This window comes from Yersinia sp. 2545 StPb PI (assembly GCF_052217125.1).
Taxonomy (GTDB): Bacteria; Pseudomonadota; Gammaproteobacteria; order Enterobacterales; family Enterobacteriaceae; genus Yersinia; species Yersinia enterocolitica_E.
Map to the genome: position 1 here is coordinate 765128 of NZ_JAZGPY010000001.1, position 16811 is coordinate 781938.

Below are 16811 nucleotides of genomic sequence, written 5' to 3' on the forward strand. Positions count from 1 at the left end.
AGGCTAAGGAACTTTTTCGTGTAGGAATTCTATTAGCATAAAGAATAGCTAAATTAACGTTATCGCTTAATTAAAGCGTAGCACGACTTTCTTTTATCCTGTGTCTTTGGTGATGCTTTTCTGTATAACATGTTGTTTACACCATAGATAATGGAATCTGGCATCACTTATTAGTTGCCTACCACCACAGAAAATAGCGGCTCGATATCATTATGAATTTGCTCCGAGCGATAAAGCCCGGAGCTTGTAATCTATTAGCTAATAAACTCAACGGCCCCGCCATTGAGATTATACATTGCGCCAACTATTTTAATTTTCCCCTCTTTCTCTAATCCATTGAGAATACTACTCCGGCTCCGTATTTCATTGATCGTATGCTGAACATTGGTTTTAGCAACGGCATCGACAAACTGATCATTTTTACCGGTTCTTTCTCCGTTAAATTGGGTTGCGTCAATTGCTGGCTTAATTTGATTTAACAAGCCGGTCAGATTACCGAGTTCTACGCCGTCGATTGCCCCCCGAACTGCGCCACACGAAGTATGCCCCAAGACCAGAACTACTTTTGCTCCCGCGGCCGCACAGGCAAACTCCATACTGCCCAACAAATCGTTATTGGCAATGTTACCGGCAATACGGGCATTAAACGTTTCACCAATCCCGGTATCAAAAAGAATTTCCGCCGGAGCCCGTGAGTCAATACAACTGAGAATAACCGCCGCGGGGAATTGACCTTCAGCACTGGCCCGTTTTTGAGCCAAATAATCATGCTGTTGCATCTTGCCTGCTCTAAAGCGGATATTCCCTTCTTTCATGCCAGCAATAATTTGCTCCGGAGTGAGTTTATCTCGCTCTTCACGCGTTAATGCTGCTGCGTAAGATATCCCTGGTGTGGCTAGAGTTAATCCACTGGCGATACCAAGCACCGACATTCCTACCGCAGTTTTTAATAGTGAGCGCCGTTGTTTGGAATGTTTAATATCTGATTGATTGATTGGGGGTTGTGACATGTTTATCTCCTCAAATATGATTTTTGGTACATTTTCATTTAGACACTATATGGAATAGCTGAATAGTGCTTATGAATGTAGCTTGCTATTGCTCAATAGTGAGCATTTCCAGATATTTCTTGTGGTATGAGTATCAATGAGTTAAGGAGAAAAACCCACGTGTGCGGGTTGGGGATATAAAAGCATTTAACGGCTAAACCCAATATTGTTATCAATTTAAGTTTTTCTTAAGTATCCATCATTACACTCCTTATTATCAGTAAAAGGAGCGATTATGAGCATGAATATTCAGGCACCTTACCAGTTGTTATTTGCTCAGAATGAGCAAGAAGAAAACGAACTGCAACAATATATTCAGCGGGAGTATAGCCGTGAGTTCAATGCCACTATCCCACATTTTTTACCTCATTTATTAGGACTATATCGTGCCGATGGTGTCCTTATTGGTGCCTGTGGCTTGAATCGTGGTGATTTCGGGGCACTTTATCTTGAGCACTATTTGGACGCACCTATTGAGGTGGTCATTGCAACGCAAACAGGGCATTCAGTTTTACGTAATCGTTTGGTTGAAATAGGTAATTTTGCTTGTTCGGAATCGGGAAATGCACGAATTATGTTTGCGGCTATTTGCCGGTTGTTATGTGAGAACCAGCTTGATTATGTGGTGTTTACCGGTACCCGAAAATTACGCAATATTTTTCACCGATTGAATTTAAAACCACTGGAACTGGCCCCTGCGCTGGCAAATCGTCTCGGTGAAGAGGCTTTTGCATGGGGGGAATACTACCAGAGCCAACCCTGTGTGATGGTGGGGGACTTAAATCAGGGCCGCCAAGTGCTGAGTAAAACCAGCTTATTACTTTCTTTGTTTGCGCCAATGCCCAGCATTTTTACTTTTCAAAGGAGGACACAACGATGATCCTTTTTGAACAGTTGGCGAAAATGGCGGCGCAAGACCCTCTGCGCCCTGCATTGTGCGATAGTTATCAGGTGATTAACTACGGTGAATTACTGCCCAAAATAGCGGCATTGGCAGAGAGGTTCCGCCACCAGAAAATAGCGCGACTGGCACTCTTGCTGGATAACGGCATTGACTGGGCCATTATCGATTTGGCTTGCGCATTAGCCAATATTGTTATGATACCGGTGCCGGTTTTTTTCAGTAATGAACAGCAGAATTGGCTACTGGATAGTAGCGGTGCGGATGCTTTGATTGGCCCTGCACGCGCGGATTGGATAACTACCACATCATTTGAATACGCTCTGCAACGCCGCCAACCGATAGCGGTGCCCGAGTTACCACCGCATACCGCAAAAATCACTTATACATCGGGGACCACGAGCCATCCCAAAGGGGTATGCCTGAGTTGGGATCATCAGATGCAAGTCAGTCTATCGCTTATCGACAGAGTGGCTCCTGCCAATGTTGAACAGCATCTGACATTGCTGCCCCTTTCAACATTACTTGAAAACATTACCGGACTGTATGTTCCGCTGTTAAGCGGGGCATGTAGCCGTATACCGCCGCTTGCTGAAGTGGGTTTTACCGGCTCCAGCCAATTCTCCTATCAGATCCTTGCCCAAGCAATTCAACAGTGGCGCCCGCACAGCTTGGTACTGGTACCCGAGCTATTACGCTTGTTGGTGATGTTATGTGCCATAAATCCAGATCTGACACAGAGTTTACGTTTTGTTGCTGTTGGCGGGGGCAAGGTTGCCACGGATTTAGTGGCTAAATCACATCAATTAGGATTGCCGGTTTATGAAGGATATGGGTTATCAGAATGTGGTTCGGTGGTTGCCCTAAATACGCAGGGGGATATGTTGCCCGGCTCAGTGGGTAAACCATTAGCGCATTGTCAGATAAGCATCGCGCAAGATGGGGAAATTCTGATTTCTGGTTCAACAATGCTTGGCTATTTGGGCGAGCCGGCACCGGCACAAGCTGTGACGACTGGTGATCTTGGGCATTTTGATAACCAAGGTTTTCTGCATATTACTGGCCGTAAAAAGAATGTTCAGATTACAGCATTTGGTCGGAATTTTTCCCCAGAATGGGTTGAAGCCGAAGCCCAAGTTTTTCCGGCGATATCTCGTATTGTCATCTTTGGTGATGGGTTAACCGCCAATGTCGCCTTGATCCAACCGACACCCGGTTATGAAAATAGTCTTGCAGATCAAATAGCTCAACTTAATAGACGGCTGCCTGATTACGCACAGGTTCACCATTATCTTCTGGCCCAGCTAAGTGTAGAAAACGGGTTATTAACCAATAACGGGCGTCCGAAAAGGCAGCAAATTCTGTCCGAGTATCACCTCCGTATCGATCAATTAATTGCAGGGGGTAGGGTATGAATTTCTATCAACAATTACAGCATGATACTGCGGCGGATAGAGAGAAACTCCTTTCTGCTCCGGTTATAGAGGCTTGTCGTAGTGGGAATATTAACGCCGAAATGTATATCGCCTTTTTGACCCAGGCTTTCTATCACGTTAGCCATACCGTCCCTTTACTGATGACGGCGGGTGGCCGGATGAGCTCAGAGTATGAGTGGGTTCGTGGGGCTATCGCCGAATATATTGATGAAGAATATGGGCACCAGGAATGGATATTAAATGATATTCGCACTTGTGGCGGTGATGCGCAGGCCGTTCGTCATGGTCAGCCAGTATTGGCGATAGAGTTAATGATAGCGTTTCTCTACGATCATGCCTCCCGCCTTAACCCGATGGGTATTTTTGGTATGGTGCACGTCTTGGAAGGGACCAGTGTTGCTATCGCAACAACGGTTGCCCAACAGCTCAAACAAGGGCTGGGGTTACCGGAAAAAGCCACGAGCTACCTCAGTTCACACGGTGAACTGGATAAAGAACATCTGACTTTTTTTGAATCATTAATGAACCAGGTTGAAAAAGTCGAAGATCGTGCGGCGATTATTCATTCTGCCAAGGTGGTTTACCAGCTTTATGGGGACATGCTGCGTGGCCTGATGGATCAACCGCAATGAAACTCAATAATAGCCGAGTTCTACTGACCGGGGCCAGTGGCGGTATTGGCCGGGCACTGGCCCATGCATTGGCGAAACAGGGCGCGTGTTTGATATTGCACGGGCGCAATGAAATTGCCCTTACACAGCTTTTGAATGCATTACCTAATCCCGAGGATCATCAAGTATGGGTAGCCGACCTTTGTGACTCGGCGGCATTGGCAAAACAGGTTGAAGTGCTTAGGGATCAACCCAGCATTGATATTTTAATCAATAATGCTGGCACCAATCACTTTGCGTGGCTTGAGGATCAAAGTGAGCAACAGATAGTACAGCAGTTATCACTGAATATTCAGGCGCCGATATTACTGACTCGAGCTTTACTACCCTATATCAGTAATCCCGGCATTATTATGAATATTGGTTCCAGCTTTGGCAGTATTGGTTATGCCGGATATAGCGTGTATTGCGCCAGTAAATTCGCCCTTCGTGGCTTTAGTGAGGCACTGGCCCGTGAATTAAGCGGTTCGGCCATCAATGTTCTTTATTTTGCGCCTCGAGCCACACAAACCACGCTTAATTCAACGGCTGTTTATGCCATGAATGCAGAATTGGGGACAAAAAGTGACAGTGCCGAGTTTGTGGCTAAACAGGTAGTTATTGCGCTGAATCAAGAAGTAACACGGCGCTGGCTTGGCTGGCCGGAGCGGTTCTTTGTCAAATTAAATGCAATTTTCCCCAGCATTGTTGATAAAGCTCTCGCGAAGCAACACGCTATTATTGCCCGCTATGCTCAGGCTTCCAGTGATAAGAAGGATTCACCATGAAGACGTTAGTATTATTACTTACCGTTTTTGGCAGTACCGCTGTTTATGCCCAAAGTGAGTTGGTCGATATCCAAAATCAATGGGCTGTTTGCCAATATCAGGTGGTGGCAAAACAGAAAGAGTCCTGTTTGGAAAAACTCAGTACGATTGCAGATAAGGCCAGTTCAGCCAACGGATCACGTGCTGATCTATTAATTTGGTCTGCTATCGTTAAAAGCAGTTGGGCAGGAGAGAAGGGGGGGCTGGGAGCGTTGGATTTGGTTAAGGACGCGAAAGTTAAGCTGGAGCTGGCAATAAAACTCGATGCTAATGCGTTGGATGGCTCTGCTTATACCAGCCTCGGAACCCTCTATTATCAGGTTCCTGGTTGGCCTATTGGTTTTGGCGATAAAAAACAAGCCGAACTGTTGTTAAAAAAAGCGTTACAGGTAAATCCAACCGGCATAGATCCCAACTATTTCTATGGTGATTTCCTGTTGGAGCAAGGGCGCAAAGCGGATGCAAAAGGCTATTTACAAAAAGCACTGGCGGCCCCAGCACGTTCAGGCCGAGAATTGGCAGATAAAGGCCGTCATCAGGACATTCAACAGCGACTTGATAAACTCTGAAGTTTCACTCTAAAAGGTAGCGCCACGATGCACAGAGAACGGCATAGTATCGAAAAGATAGGCTGGCTGCGGGCCGCAGTTCTTGGCGCTAATGATGGGATTGTCTCTACCGCAAGTTTGTTATTGGGTGTCGCGTCAGCCAATGCCACACATCAAAGTATTCTTTTGACCGGCATTGCAGGTCTGGTTGCGGGTGCGATGTCGATGGCAACAGGGGAATATGTCTCGGTATCTTCTCAGTCAGATACAGAAAAGGCCGCATTGGCGGAAGAGCAAGCAGAACTGAACGCCGATTTTCAAGGTGAATATCGTGAGTTAACCTCGATTTATGTCCATCGCGGCCTTGATGTAGCACTGGCCAAGCAAGTGGCTGAAAAACTGATGAGCCATGATGCGTTAGGTGCTCACGCCCGTGATGAATTGGGGATATCTGAGATCACTACCGCTCGCCCATTACAAGCGGCCTGGGCTTCTGCGATGAGCTTCTCAGCGGGCGCAATACTGCCCTTGTTGGTGGCGTTTATTGTCACGGCTGACTGGGCAATTCCAGCCATTAGCCTGTCAGCATTGGCTTCTCTGGCTATTCTGGGGGGGATTGCCGCGAAAGCAGGCGGAGCGCCAATATGGCCAGGTATTATTCGAATTACCTTCTGGAGTGCGCTTGCGATGGGGGTATCATCGGGGGTTGGCATGCTATTTGGTTCAGTCACAAGCTGAAATCAGAATAGGGCGGATCTGACAAGTAATCCTGATAATAGAACGTTTCATTTCAGCTAGTTAAAAGAGTTATTGGGTAACAGATACATCTTCCTCTGCTGCGAATTGGCTTAACATGTAGAAAGCTGCATCAGCCTAATTTCACCACCGTAATCCCTTTCTTTGTTTCTTGCTCAAACTTGTACAATTATTATTTTCTTGTACAAGTTTGTATTAACCCGCTATGGTTAATCTATAGGTGTTTTCGGCAAGGTAAATGGCATGGCGACATACAGTATCAGTGAGGTGGCGCAACTTTGTGGTATTAATCCAGTAACACTGCGTGCCTGGCAACGGCGTTATGGCTTGTTAAAACCACAACGTACTGAAGGTGGCCATCGGCAGTTCAATGACGACGATATTGTCCGTATCCGCACTATTGTGCGCTGGATAGAACGCGGCGTCCCAGTTAGCCAGATCAAACCTTTACTCGACGGTGGCACAGCACCTGGCGACAGCACTAACTGGGTAACACTGCAACAACAGTTACTGGCGCTGATTCAGGCTCCCGCACCGCATAAACTCCGTAGTCGTATCTTTGAATTAGGGCGCGAATATCCACCTCAGGCCCTGATTGAATATGTGCTAAGACCATTACGTTCACAGCTTAAGAATGAACATCAATTGCTGCACATGCTGAGTCGTCTGCTGGATGGCGTGATCATTGAATACGCGACTTTTTGTATGCTGGGTGCACGCAAGAAGCCAGGCGAGAATGTATTACTACTGGGATGGGGAAACATCGATCCTACCGAGTTGTGGATGGCCGCCATCGTTCTGGCGAAAAACAATATGCATATCGATATTTTGCCGGGATCGCTGGAAGCTCCGCAATTGGCTATGTTTAAGGCCGAACGCTACTTTCTCTGCACCGATGGCGTACTCAATACTGCCAAGCGGCGGCAATTAGCAGCTTGGTGCGATGCAGGCTTGAATATTACGCTTATCGATAACCATGCTCTGCTAATCCTTGCTTCGGAGCACTACCATGAGTAACGCTGAAGCACTGCTGGCACGTTTTTCACAATTCTATACCACGTTGGATACAGCACGTCTGGTCGAGCTATCTGATGTTTATCATCGCGATATCCACTTTATCGATCCCGTCGGAGAACATCAGGGATTGAGTTCACTTGAAGTTTATTTTCAATTGCTGCTCAGTAACTTAAGCACTTGTAGCTTTACCCTCACTGACATTCAGCACCATGACCAACAAGCCTCTGTGTGCTGGCATATGACTTATGCCCATCCCCGTCTGCGCCGTGGCAGCTTGCTCAGTTTAGAGGGTATCAGCCAGTTACGCTTTGCTGAACAGCGGGTTATCTATCAGCGTGATTACTACGATCTGGGTGCCATGCTGTATGAACATATACCGCTGCTCGGCGGGATTGTTGTCAAATTGAAGAAGAGGCTACAAGCATGAAACACGTGGTGATCACCGGAGCCAGTTCCGGGATTGGGCAGCAATTGGCGCTCGATTATGCCGCCGAGGGCTGGCAGGTGACCGCCTGTGGACGTGATGAAGCCCGGTTGATGGCACTTGGCGCGCATAATTCGGCAATTACGGCGCGTCATTTCGACATAACCGATTTGTCTGCTACGCGTAGCGCGTTGGCGCAATGTCCGGCCGATCTGGTTATTTTGTGTGCTGGAACCTGTGAATACCTTGATAACGGTGTCGTCGAGGCTGAACGGGTTGCACGGGTGCTTAATACTAATTTTCTTGGTCCGATCAATTGCTTAGATGCCCTGTTACCACAACTGTCGTCCGGGAGCAGGATCGCATTGGTGGGGTCAACAGCCAGCATCATCCCCATGTCGCGCGCAGAAGCTTATGGTGCCTCAAAAGCTGCACTTGCCTATTTTGCCCGCAGCCTGGCCGTGGATTTGGCAAAATCCGGTATTAATGTTTCGCTGATATTACCCGGTTTTGTTGCCACACCGCTGACTGACCGCAACGATTTTGCCATGCCGATGATAATCACCCCTAAGCAGGCTTCGCACTATATTCGCCGTGGTCTGGCAAAAGGGGCCGCTGAAATTGCTTTTCCCCCACTGTTCGCCGCGCTGTTACGACTAACAGCTCTACTTCCACAAGCTCTACAACGCTGGCTTGCCAAGCGTTTGGTGAGGTAATCCAATGAGAATTGCCATTATCGGCAGCGGGATTTCCGGTTTAACCTGTGCATGGAAGTTAGCTAAAAAACATCAGGTTACACTGTTTGAAGCCAATGATTATCCCGGTGGGCATACCGCGACCGTGGACGTCACGCTGGAAGGGCGCAGCTACGCTATCGATACCGGATTTATCGTCTATAACGAGCGGACCTATCCGCAATTTATTGCTCTGTTGGCTGAATTGGGCATCAGTGGGCAAGCCACGGAGATGAGCTTCTCGGTTACGCATCCTCGCAGTGGACTGGAGTACAACGGCCATACGCTCAATACTCTATTTGCCCAACGCCGTAACCTGCTGAATCCACGCTTTTATCGCCTACTGGCAGAGATTATGCGTTTCAATCGCCAATGTAAGAAAAACCTGGCGAATGGTGGTATTGCGGCTCAAACGGTGGACGATTTTCTGCAACAGGAAGGTTTTTCCCCCTATTTTGCCCAGCATTATTTGTTACCGATGGGGGCCGCTATTTGGTCTTCTTCAATGACTGATATGCGCCAGTTTCCATTAGCACTGTTTTTGCGCTTTTTCGATCACCACGGTCTGTTAGACATCACCAACCGCCCACAATGGTTTGTAGTGCCAGGCGGCTCACGTGAATATGTGCGCCGCATGTTGGCCATAATGGCAGACAACCTGACATTGCACCTGAATATGCCAGTCCTGCGGGTTGAACGCCAACCACAAGGGGTGATACTTCATAGCGCCTTGGGGCAACAACATTTTGATCAGGTGATTTTTGCCTGCCATGCCGATCAGGCACTGCGTCTTCTGGCCGATGCCAGCCCGCAGGAGCAACGTGTTTTAGCTCAGTTGGGCTATCAAGCGAATGAAGTCATCCTGCATACCGATATTCGTCTGCTGCCACGCCAACGCCGTGCCTGGGCCAGTTGGAATTATCGCTTACCAGCCAGCGACGAGCATGCAGAGAATCAACTCGCCAGCGTGACTTACAACATGAATATTCTGCAAGGCTTGGATGCGCCACAGACCTTTTGTATCACACTCAACCCACAGCAACCGATTGAACCGGCGCTAATTCTGCGCCAGTTTAGTTATCACCACCCGGTATTCAATCAGACTACTGTACTGGCACAACAGCAGCGTTCGCTGATAAACGGGCAGCACAATACCTGGTTCTGCGGCGCTTACTGGTATAACGGATTCCACGAGGATGGGGTACGCAGTGCGCTGGACGTCACGCAGGTTTTGTTGCAGGAGAACGCCGCATGAATAGCGCCCTTTATGTAGGACATGTGCGCCATCGTCGCTTCAGCCCGGTCCAACACAGCTTTGATTACCAAATCTTCATGCCGTTGATTGATCTTGATGAACTGACACAATTGCCCGCGCTGGGTATTGCGTTGGAACGCTTTGCCCCAGCGTCGTTTTATCGTGGCGATTATCTGGGTGGTGGCGATATTAAACACAAAGCGCAGCAACGTATTGCACAATTGACCGGCGAAAAGTTGAATGGCCGCGTTATGCTGTTGTGCCAGTTGCGCTATCTGGGATGTTACTTCAATCCCGTCAACTTTTACTATTTGTATAACGATGATGACAAACTGTGTTGGTTGTTGGCCGAAGTTCGTAATACCCCGTGGAATGAACGCCATACCTATGCCGTAAATCCAGAAGGTACCTCAACCATAGATAAAGTTTTTCATGTATCACCGTTTAACCCGATGGACATGACCTACCACTGGCGGCTCTCTGCCCCCGCACAGAGACTGCGCATTCATATCGAAAATCACCGTGTCAGCCGCGAATTTGACGCGACATTACTGCTTTATCGACACCCTCTAACGCGGGCAACGTTGCGCCGACAGTTATGGCTTCTGCCTCTAATGACACTGAAAACTGCCACCGCCATTTACTGGCAAGCACTGAAGTTATGGCTGAAACGCACCCCTATTTACCCTCACCCCGCCGCCGGCGGCAAGGATGAACGATGAGTTCCTCAGAATACACCCTCGCCGATAGCACCCCTTTTTCGGGTCACAATAAAGGTGCTCGTCGCATTATTTTTACCTTGCTACAGCAGTTGCAAGGGGGCGGATTATTGCTGCGTGAAGCAGGTGTCGGTGAAATCCAGTTTGGTGATACCCAAGCCCCGCTACAGGCTGAAATCGAGGTTTATGATCCCCGAGTTTACCGCCGAATACTGTTGGGTGGCAGCATTGCTGGTGGAGAAAGCTACATTGACGGTTATTGGAGCAGTCCTGATCTAACTCGCCTGCTTCAGTTGCTGGCCAGTAACATGCAGTTGGTCGATAAGATGGAGGCCCGTTTAAGTTGGCTGACCGCCCCTTGGCATCGGCTGGTGCACCTGCTACGTGATAATAGTCGGCGGCAGGCACGGCGCAATATTGCCGCACATTACGATCTGGGTAACCGCTTCTATCAGCAGTTTCTCGACAGTGAAATGCTTTATTCCAGCGCGTTGTACAGTGAAACGGAGATGACATTGGAACAGGCGCAACAGGCTAAAATGCGTCGCTTGTGCCAACAGTTAGATCTGCAACCACAAGATCATCTGTTGGAGATCGGTACTGGGTGGGGAGCGCTGGCGGAATTTGCCGCGCGTGAGTATGGCTGCCGCGTCACCACCACGACTATCTCGCAGGAACAGTACGTTTATGCCCAACAGCGTATTAAGCAAGCTGGATTAGAGGATCGCGTTACTCTGTTGTTTGAGGATTACCGTGAGCTGACGGGGCAATATGACAAACTGGTCTCGGTCGAAATGATCGAAGCCGTAGGCAAACGTTTTCTGCCTCTATTTATCAAATGTTGCCAGCAGTTACTGAAACCTAAAGGCAAAATGGTGTTACAGGTGATCACCATTACTGACCAGCGTTATCAGCAATACAGCAGCAATGTGGATTTTATCCAGCGTTACGTCTTCCCCGGAGGCTTCTTGCCATCGATAACCGCGCTGTGCGATACCCTCACACGCCATAGCGATCTGGTGATGTGTGACCTATTCGATATTGGCCGTGACTATGCCCGCACGCTGCAACAATGGCGTGAGCGTTTTGAGCAGAATTGGCCTTTATTACAGAATCAGGGATTTGACGAACGTTTTCAGCGCCAGTGGCGATTTTACCTGTGCTATTGCGAAGCTGGTTTTCTGGCGCGATCCATCAGCACCGTACAACTGAGTGCTGAGCGTCGATGAGATTGGGCACCGGATTTTGGCTAACTACGCTCGGTTTTGATGCCTATTGGACGCTGGCCATTATTTGGCGTGAACAAGTAATGCTTTTTCTACTTCTGGGCGCTGCGCTGGCACTGATATTTACCCCGCGGCAACAGCGTATATGGGTCCTGTTAGCGGCGCTACTGGGTATTACCATGGATGCGTTTTGGTGCTATCTCGATATCTTTAAATTTGCTGGCGGGGGCGGTGTTCCCATATGGATGTGCGCATTGTGGCTTACTTTCACTAGCTGGTTTTATTGGCTACTGAGACGGATTATCCCGACGGTGAAAACAGTTGTGTTGTTAGGTGCGCTTACCGGCCCACTAGCCTATGTCATCGGCTGGAAATTGAATGCGATGACCCCACAAATCGCACCTGAAATGATGATCCTCACCCTATCTTTAGGGTGGGCTATTTATCTGCCAGTTGTCAGTTGGCCAATACTACGCAGGAGAATTGAATGAAGATGCTGTTAACTTTTCTTCTTTGTCTGAGTACTCAGGTGGCACAGGCCAGCGATTGGAGCACGTGGCCGACGGTAGGCAGTGCCACGCTACGTTGGGGGCCCTTTGATATTTATTTTTCAGTATTGCGTACACCGAGCGGACGCTATGAGGAGGGGGGATGGCCGCAGGCACTGAGTATTAACTATCAGCGTTCTATTACCCAAGAAGAGCTGGTGAACGCTACACAAGAACAATGGCAAGCCATGAAAATCAGCGTGTCTGCAGCACAGCAGCAGCGTTGGCTCAAGCAGATAGCGACGATATGGCCGGCAGTAACCTCTGGCAGCCAACTCACTTTCGTGGGTGATAATACTGGCGGACAATTTTATTATCGCGCGCCATCTAATCCATATATTAAGCCGATTGGTGATCGTTTCGACCGTGCTTTCCGAGATGCATTTCTCGCTATCTGGTTGTCACCGACGACACAATATCCTGACTTGCGGCAACAATTGACTGGAGGTATCTGATGAATATCAAAAGCCTGTTACTGGCTTTCCTGTTTGTACTGGCTGGATGCAGTGCAGATATCAATGACTATCAAAACAATAAACCTACTTTCGATTTGTTCGGCTACTTCAGCGGTGAAACCCGCGCCTGGGGAATGTTGCAGAATTATCAGAATAAACAGACTCGCCGTTTTGAGGTGGTTATCCAGGGCGATGTTGTCGGCAATACCCTGACGCTCAACGAGAAGTTTGTTTTTGCTGATGGCGAGCGCCAGACCCGAATCTGGCGCATCATCAGAAACGCTGATGGCAGCTATCAGGGGACGGCAGGGGATATCATTGGCGTGGCCCATGGTTATACCGCAGGTAATGCTTTCAACTGGCGTTATGATATGGACGTGAAAACAGAGAACGGCAGCATAAAACTACACTTTGATGACTGGCTATATCGCCAGGATGATACCCATTTGTTCAACCAGACATCACTGCGCAAATTTGGTGTTGAAGTCGCCAAAGTGACACTGTTTTTTGAAAAGAAAAGCTAACGTTCTGTTGTTGGGTGCAATAATTCATCGAGTAAAGTATGTGAAGAGGAGATTTAACGATGAAAGGAGCGATTCAATTTATTAATATTTTCGCAATGGTGTTGTGATTGATCCTGTCGCGTAAATAACAACGATGACGAATCTCGATGAGAGCGTTTGTTATTCTCAATAGCGTATAACATTATCTCAATTTCACTGATGTTAACATCGCGATTAATTTCATCGTTTATCAGCGATAGCCCCCGTTATGGTCAGATAAAATGATAAATAAAGCCTATTATTCAATTGAATCTTAATACTACGACGTACTGAATTATGTGCTTTACTTAGAGTAGTCATTGTATTTACTGAGGTTACAGTCAGTTATTTATCGGGCTTTTGGGTCGCTAATGTGGCTGTTCTAAGTCCGTCATCAATACACAATTTCTATTTTTATTTGCCGAATCTGCGAAATAAAAACCAAAAAGGAAGGTTGTATTATCATGACTCAGATTTTCACTTTAACATTATCCCCTTCGCTAGACAGCGCAACAACGACGCCCAAAATCTACCCTGAAGGAAAACTACGTTGCACGGCACCTATTTTTGAGCCGGGTGGTGGCGGTATTAATGTCGCTCGTGCTGTTGTTTATCTTGGTGGTCAAGCTCATGCAATTTTTCCTATTGCTGGCCCTACAGGGGAGCACTTGAAAGAATTGCTTGATCGGGAAGGTATTGAGACGAAAACGCTGAAAACGCAGGATTGGACACGGCAGAACATGCATGTCCACGTAGACAACAGTGGTGAACAGTATCGTTTTGTTATGCCAGGGGCACGATTGAGTGATGCTGAGTTTGATCTACTGGTACTACAAGTGCAAAACATCCCTTCAGGATCGATTTTGGTTATTAGCGGTAGTTTGCCGCCAGGTACTGGTATTGAAAAATTAGTTCACCTGATTCAGCAGGCTAAAGCTATGGGATTGCAGTGCATCATTGATAGCTCTGGCGATGCATTAAAAGCGAGCTTAGATTTGGGGGGGCTTGCCTTGGTAAAACCTAATCAGAATGAGCTATCGGCCCTTATAGGGCGGGAGTTGAAGCATCCTGATGATGTACGCCATGCTGCTAAGGAGTTGGTTAACCGTGGCGCTGCCGAGCGAGTCGTGGTGTCGCTTGGGCCACAGGGAGCATTGGCAGTCGATCGTGATAACTGGGTACAAATCGTTCCCCCGCCGGTGAAGAAGATGAGTACCGTTGGGGCAGGGGACAGTATGGTTGGCGCAATGACGCTGAAACTGGCAAAGGGTGCAGACCTGTTTGAGATTGTACGTTTTGGTGTTGCAGCAGGTAGCGCGGCAACACTTAATCTTGGCACTCGCCTTTGTTCATTGGAAGATACTCAACGCCTGTATGACTATATTTGTAAGAGTTCGCATCATCCTATCAGTTGGTAATGAACCGGATACCAGCTCGTGGCCTGGATGCGTGGGCAACGCGTTTAGCTAACAAAGAAAATCCGCAACGAACTGAACTCAATGCCCTAAATATTTGGGGCATTTTTAGGGCTGAAAATGGGTTTTAAATTTATACCTTGGTGCTTTCATACTGAACCCAACTGAATGTTGCAATCAGTTCCCGAGGAGGGGGCCTAAGCTGGAACCCCAGAAATTTCCGCTGTGTAAATGCGCCAACATTCGAACCAGTCCGCACCATTACTTACGCGGGTTATCAGTGCTGTTGTCCGACGGCTGGCGCGATTTTATCCGGACAAAGAACCTATACATGATCTCGCAGTGAGGCTTTCTGTCCCTAGCGATTGATACCTATTTCTTAGTCAGCCAGGGAGATGTAGTGCTCCAGAAGATGATATCTGCGCCAAGATAATTGTCGGCAAATTGTACAAACTCATCCTTGCTAAATGGCTTACCCGTATTGGGGTTCTTGTAGGTCAAGGTCGGCTCCTGCACTGCCATGGCAATGAGTGCTAGCTTACTTTTGTATTTGTTGAAGAACGGATATGAGTTCTTCATTTGCGCTTTGCGGTTGGGAACAATATCTGGGCCGCCAAGTCCAATATTATTGGCACTCGCGAACTCAAACAGCCGGCCCATGTAATTGTGGTCGTTGTTCCATTCGCACGGCCAGAAATTGACATATTGCACCACATGGGATTTGGTGAACACCTTTCGCGCAAAGGTGAGATTTTCCATTTCGCCTGCAAAATAGTTATCGCAGGAAAATCCCTTGGGTAGCTTTTTCTCGTCAAGATCAATGGCTGTTTCGGGTAGGTTCACACCATAGACTCGACCATCGAAACGCTCTGCAATCGCTGCCAACAGAGCCTGATAACGTTGGCGCACAGCAGGATCCCATTGCTGTGCCACCCAACCCGAACCACTCGGCTTTCCTTCGCCAGGATTATCAAATTGTGGCGATATCCCCCCACCGTATCTGGCATCATTCATCAGATAATCAGGAACGTACTGGGCATTCTGTTCGAAAAACCGATCCTGGATCTGGATGAAAAGTTTTTTATTGGCTACCTTAAGACGAGCCAAGTCCTTCTCAATCTGCGAGAAGTTGTATTTGTTCTTCTCAGGTTCGAGTGAACGCCAATTGTAAACGATCTGCGCACCGCCAATATCGCTACGTGCGATAATGACTGATGCCGCTTCGAGGTCGCCAGAGCTGGTATAGACAAAGTTTTCTGGCATTTTAGCTAATATGGGCAGTGTCGCAGTAAGCAGTGTTATTGCGACAGTGAGCCTAATGCTTTTGGTCACGAGATTATCCCTTTTTGAAGGTTCGGTTAGGGGGACATGACTTTTACACGTCCCAGACTGGTGAGTTATCAATGTGATATAAACCCACAATCAGACCCAGCCAAGCAATTTTTCCCCATCTGGACGCAGCTCCCCATTTGGGGGATACATGTCTGTAGCGAGTTTCATGGGGATCACTGAATAATAGATGAATAGCCTAAGTTTTCATTACAAAGCCATTTTTTTGCAATAAATTTGGTTCAATCATGATATGTTTGCAAAATTAATCACTCGCGATTGCACGGGAGACATCGACTATGTTGGACAAGTCTGCATTATTACGCGTTAGCGCGCTGACGGCATCCTTGATGCTGGTTGCCTGTAACCAGAATTCCGGTGCCAGCACTGCTGCGGTTGGAAATATACAATCCCGCGAGCAGGCGGTCTTGCCGACCACGGCGATTGAACAGAATATACCATCGGCTGTGACAGTCGCGGCTGAAATACCGGCGGGATGCCGGATCCAGTCATCCGGCGAGTGGAAGGCATCTGTATATGCGCAGCCGCCCAGGCTTATAGTGTCAGGCGAGGTTGAAACTTCTACCGGTGGATATGAGGTCATGCTTGAGCGTGGCGGGGCTGGTCTCAATCCAGCTATCGTAATGATGGAACTGAAGGTCGTCCCGCCGCCCGCCGACGCGATGGTATCGCAGATGATTACACCCCATTCGGTAAAGACTGAAGTACCTGACATGAGTCGTGACCTGACGCGAGTTGTTATCAACTGTGGTGGTGGAAAGCTCGCGGAGATAGCAGAAATCTCGGTGCTGAACTGAGCAACCCATTGAATGATGTCGCGGGAGCTGTGGCCAATTTGACTGTGCATTCGCTGAGCGATTGTGAGGTGGAAGAGTTCGGTTTTGCCCCGCGCGCAGCTGACACGCACGTTCAGGGCTATGGTCTGCGTGTTGGAAGGATTTAAATGCAGTGCCACTGCC

19 protein-coding genes are annotated in these 16811 nt (G+C 48.0%); 16 read left to right on the forward strand and 3 right to left on the reverse strand.

Annotated elements, in window-relative coordinates; translation table 11 throughout:
- Positions 1–254: 254 nt before the first annotated feature.
- Entirely contained in the window at positions 255–1010 is a 756-nt protein-coding gene (locus V1955_RS03255) for a carbonic anhydrase (protein WP_083162603.1), read from the reverse strand.
- Between the two features lie 274 nt (positions 1011–1284).
- Between V1955_RS03255 and V1955_RS03260 the strand changes: the two genes are divergently transcribed.
- The 16 genes from V1955_RS03260 (at position 1285) to pfkB (ending at position 14505) form a co-directional block, all read left to right on the forward strand.
- Positions 1285–1929, forward strand: coding sequence for a thermostable hemolysin (locus V1955_RS03260; protein ID WP_083162605.1), 645 nt, complete (start codon positions 1285–1287; stop codon positions 1927–1929).
- Complete coding sequence (locus V1955_RS03265; protein WP_372569606.1) at positions 1926–3365, forward strand: AMP-dependent synthetase/ligase; 1440 nt, start codon at positions 1926–1928, stop codon at positions 3363–3365. The genes V1955_RS03260 and V1955_RS03265 overlap by 4 nt, the downstream gene beginning before the upstream one ends.
- Complete coding sequence (locus tag V1955_RS03270; protein ID WP_083162609.1) at positions 3362–4018, forward strand: TenA family transcriptional regulator; 657 nt, start codon at positions 3362–3364, stop codon at positions 4016–4018. The genes V1955_RS03265 and V1955_RS03270 overlap by 4 nt, the downstream gene beginning before the upstream one ends.
- On the forward strand, positions 4015–4824 hold the full coding sequence (locus V1955_RS03275; protein ID WP_083162611.1) for an SDR family oxidoreductase: 810 nt from the start codon (positions 4015–4017) through the stop codon (positions 4822–4824). Before V1955_RS03270 ends, V1955_RS03275 begins: the two co-directional genes overlap by 4 nt.
- The gene (locus tag V1955_RS03280; RefSeq protein ID WP_083162613.1) at positions 4821–5432 is read left to right on the forward strand and encodes a tetratricopeptide repeat protein; all 612 of its coding nucleotides are present in this window, start codon (positions 4821–4823) and stop codon (positions 5430–5432) included. Before V1955_RS03275 ends, V1955_RS03280 begins: the two co-directional genes overlap by 4 nt.
- 27 nt (positions 5433–5459) lie before the next feature.
- A complete protein-coding gene (locus V1955_RS03285) occupies positions 5460–6149 on the forward strand; it encodes a VIT1/CCC1 transporter family protein (RefSeq protein WP_083162615.1) in 690 nt (229 codons plus the stop codon).
- 261 nt (positions 6150–6410) lie between these two features.
- On the forward strand, positions 6411–7184 hold the full coding sequence (locus V1955_RS03290; RefSeq protein WP_083162617.1) for a MerR family transcriptional regulator: 774 nt from the start codon (positions 6411–6413) through the stop codon (positions 7182–7184).
- Complete coding sequence (locus V1955_RS03295) at positions 7177–7611, forward strand: nuclear transport factor 2 family protein (protein WP_083162619.1); 435 nt, start codon at positions 7177–7179, stop codon at positions 7609–7611. The genes V1955_RS03290 and V1955_RS03295 overlap by 8 nt, the downstream gene beginning before the upstream one ends.
- On the forward strand, positions 7608–8324 hold the full coding sequence (locus V1955_RS03300) for an SDR family NAD(P)-dependent oxidoreductase (RefSeq protein WP_372569605.1): 717 nt from the start codon (positions 7608–7610) through the stop codon (positions 8322–8324). Before V1955_RS03295 ends, V1955_RS03300 begins: the two co-directional genes overlap by 4 nt.
- A gap of 4 nt (positions 8325–8328) precedes the next feature.
- Positions 8329–9597, forward strand: coding sequence for an NAD(P)/FAD-dependent oxidoreductase (locus tag V1955_RS03305; protein WP_083162622.1), 1269 nt, complete (start codon positions 8329–8331; stop codon positions 9595–9597).
- Entirely contained in the window at positions 9594–10319 is a 726-nt protein-coding gene (locus V1955_RS03310; protein WP_083162624.1) for a DUF1365 domain-containing protein, read from the forward strand. Before V1955_RS03305 ends, V1955_RS03310 begins: the two co-directional genes overlap by 4 nt.
- A complete protein-coding gene (locus V1955_RS03315; protein ID WP_083162626.1) occupies positions 10316–11545 on the forward strand; it encodes a class I SAM-dependent methyltransferase in 1230 nt (409 codons plus the stop codon). Before V1955_RS03310 ends, V1955_RS03315 begins: the two co-directional genes overlap by 4 nt.
- On the forward strand, positions 11542–12033 hold the full coding sequence (locus V1955_RS03320) for a DUF2878 domain-containing protein (RefSeq protein ID WP_083162628.1): 492 nt from the start codon (positions 11542–11544) through the stop codon (positions 12031–12033). The genes V1955_RS03315 and V1955_RS03320 overlap by 4 nt, the downstream gene beginning before the upstream one ends.
- Entirely contained in the window at positions 12030–12545 is a 516-nt protein-coding gene (locus V1955_RS03325; protein WP_193784779.1) for a hypothetical protein, read from the forward strand. Before V1955_RS03320 ends, V1955_RS03325 begins: the two co-directional genes overlap by 4 nt.
- Positions 12545–13069 carry a DUF3833 domain-containing protein gene (locus tag V1955_RS03330; RefSeq protein WP_442820518.1) on the forward strand — a complete coding sequence of 175 codons (525 nt, stop codon included), beginning with the start codon at positions 12545–12547 and terminating at the stop codon, positions 13067–13069. The genes V1955_RS03325 and V1955_RS03330 overlap by 1 nt, the downstream gene beginning before the upstream one ends.
- A 482-nt stretch (positions 13070–13551) precedes the next feature.
- Positions 13552–14505, forward strand: a complete 954-nt coding sequence (gene pfkB, locus V1955_RS03335; protein ID WP_083162632.1) for a 6-phosphofructokinase II — start codon at positions 13552–13554, stop codon at positions 14503–14505.
- Positions 14506–14874: 369 nt separating this feature from the next.
- Here pfkB and V1955_RS03340 read toward each other — a convergent pair whose 3' ends face one another.
- A complete protein-coding gene (locus V1955_RS03340) occupies positions 14875–15765 on the reverse strand; it encodes a hypothetical protein (protein ID WP_442821415.1) in 891 nt (296 codons plus the stop codon).
- Positions 15766–16096: 331 nt separating this feature from the next.
- On the reverse strand, positions 16097–16567 hold the full coding sequence (locus tag V1955_RS03345) for a hypothetical protein (RefSeq protein WP_127891218.1): 471 nt from the start codon (positions 16565–16567) through the stop codon (positions 16097–16099).
- Positions 16568–16811: the final 244 nt, after the last annotated feature.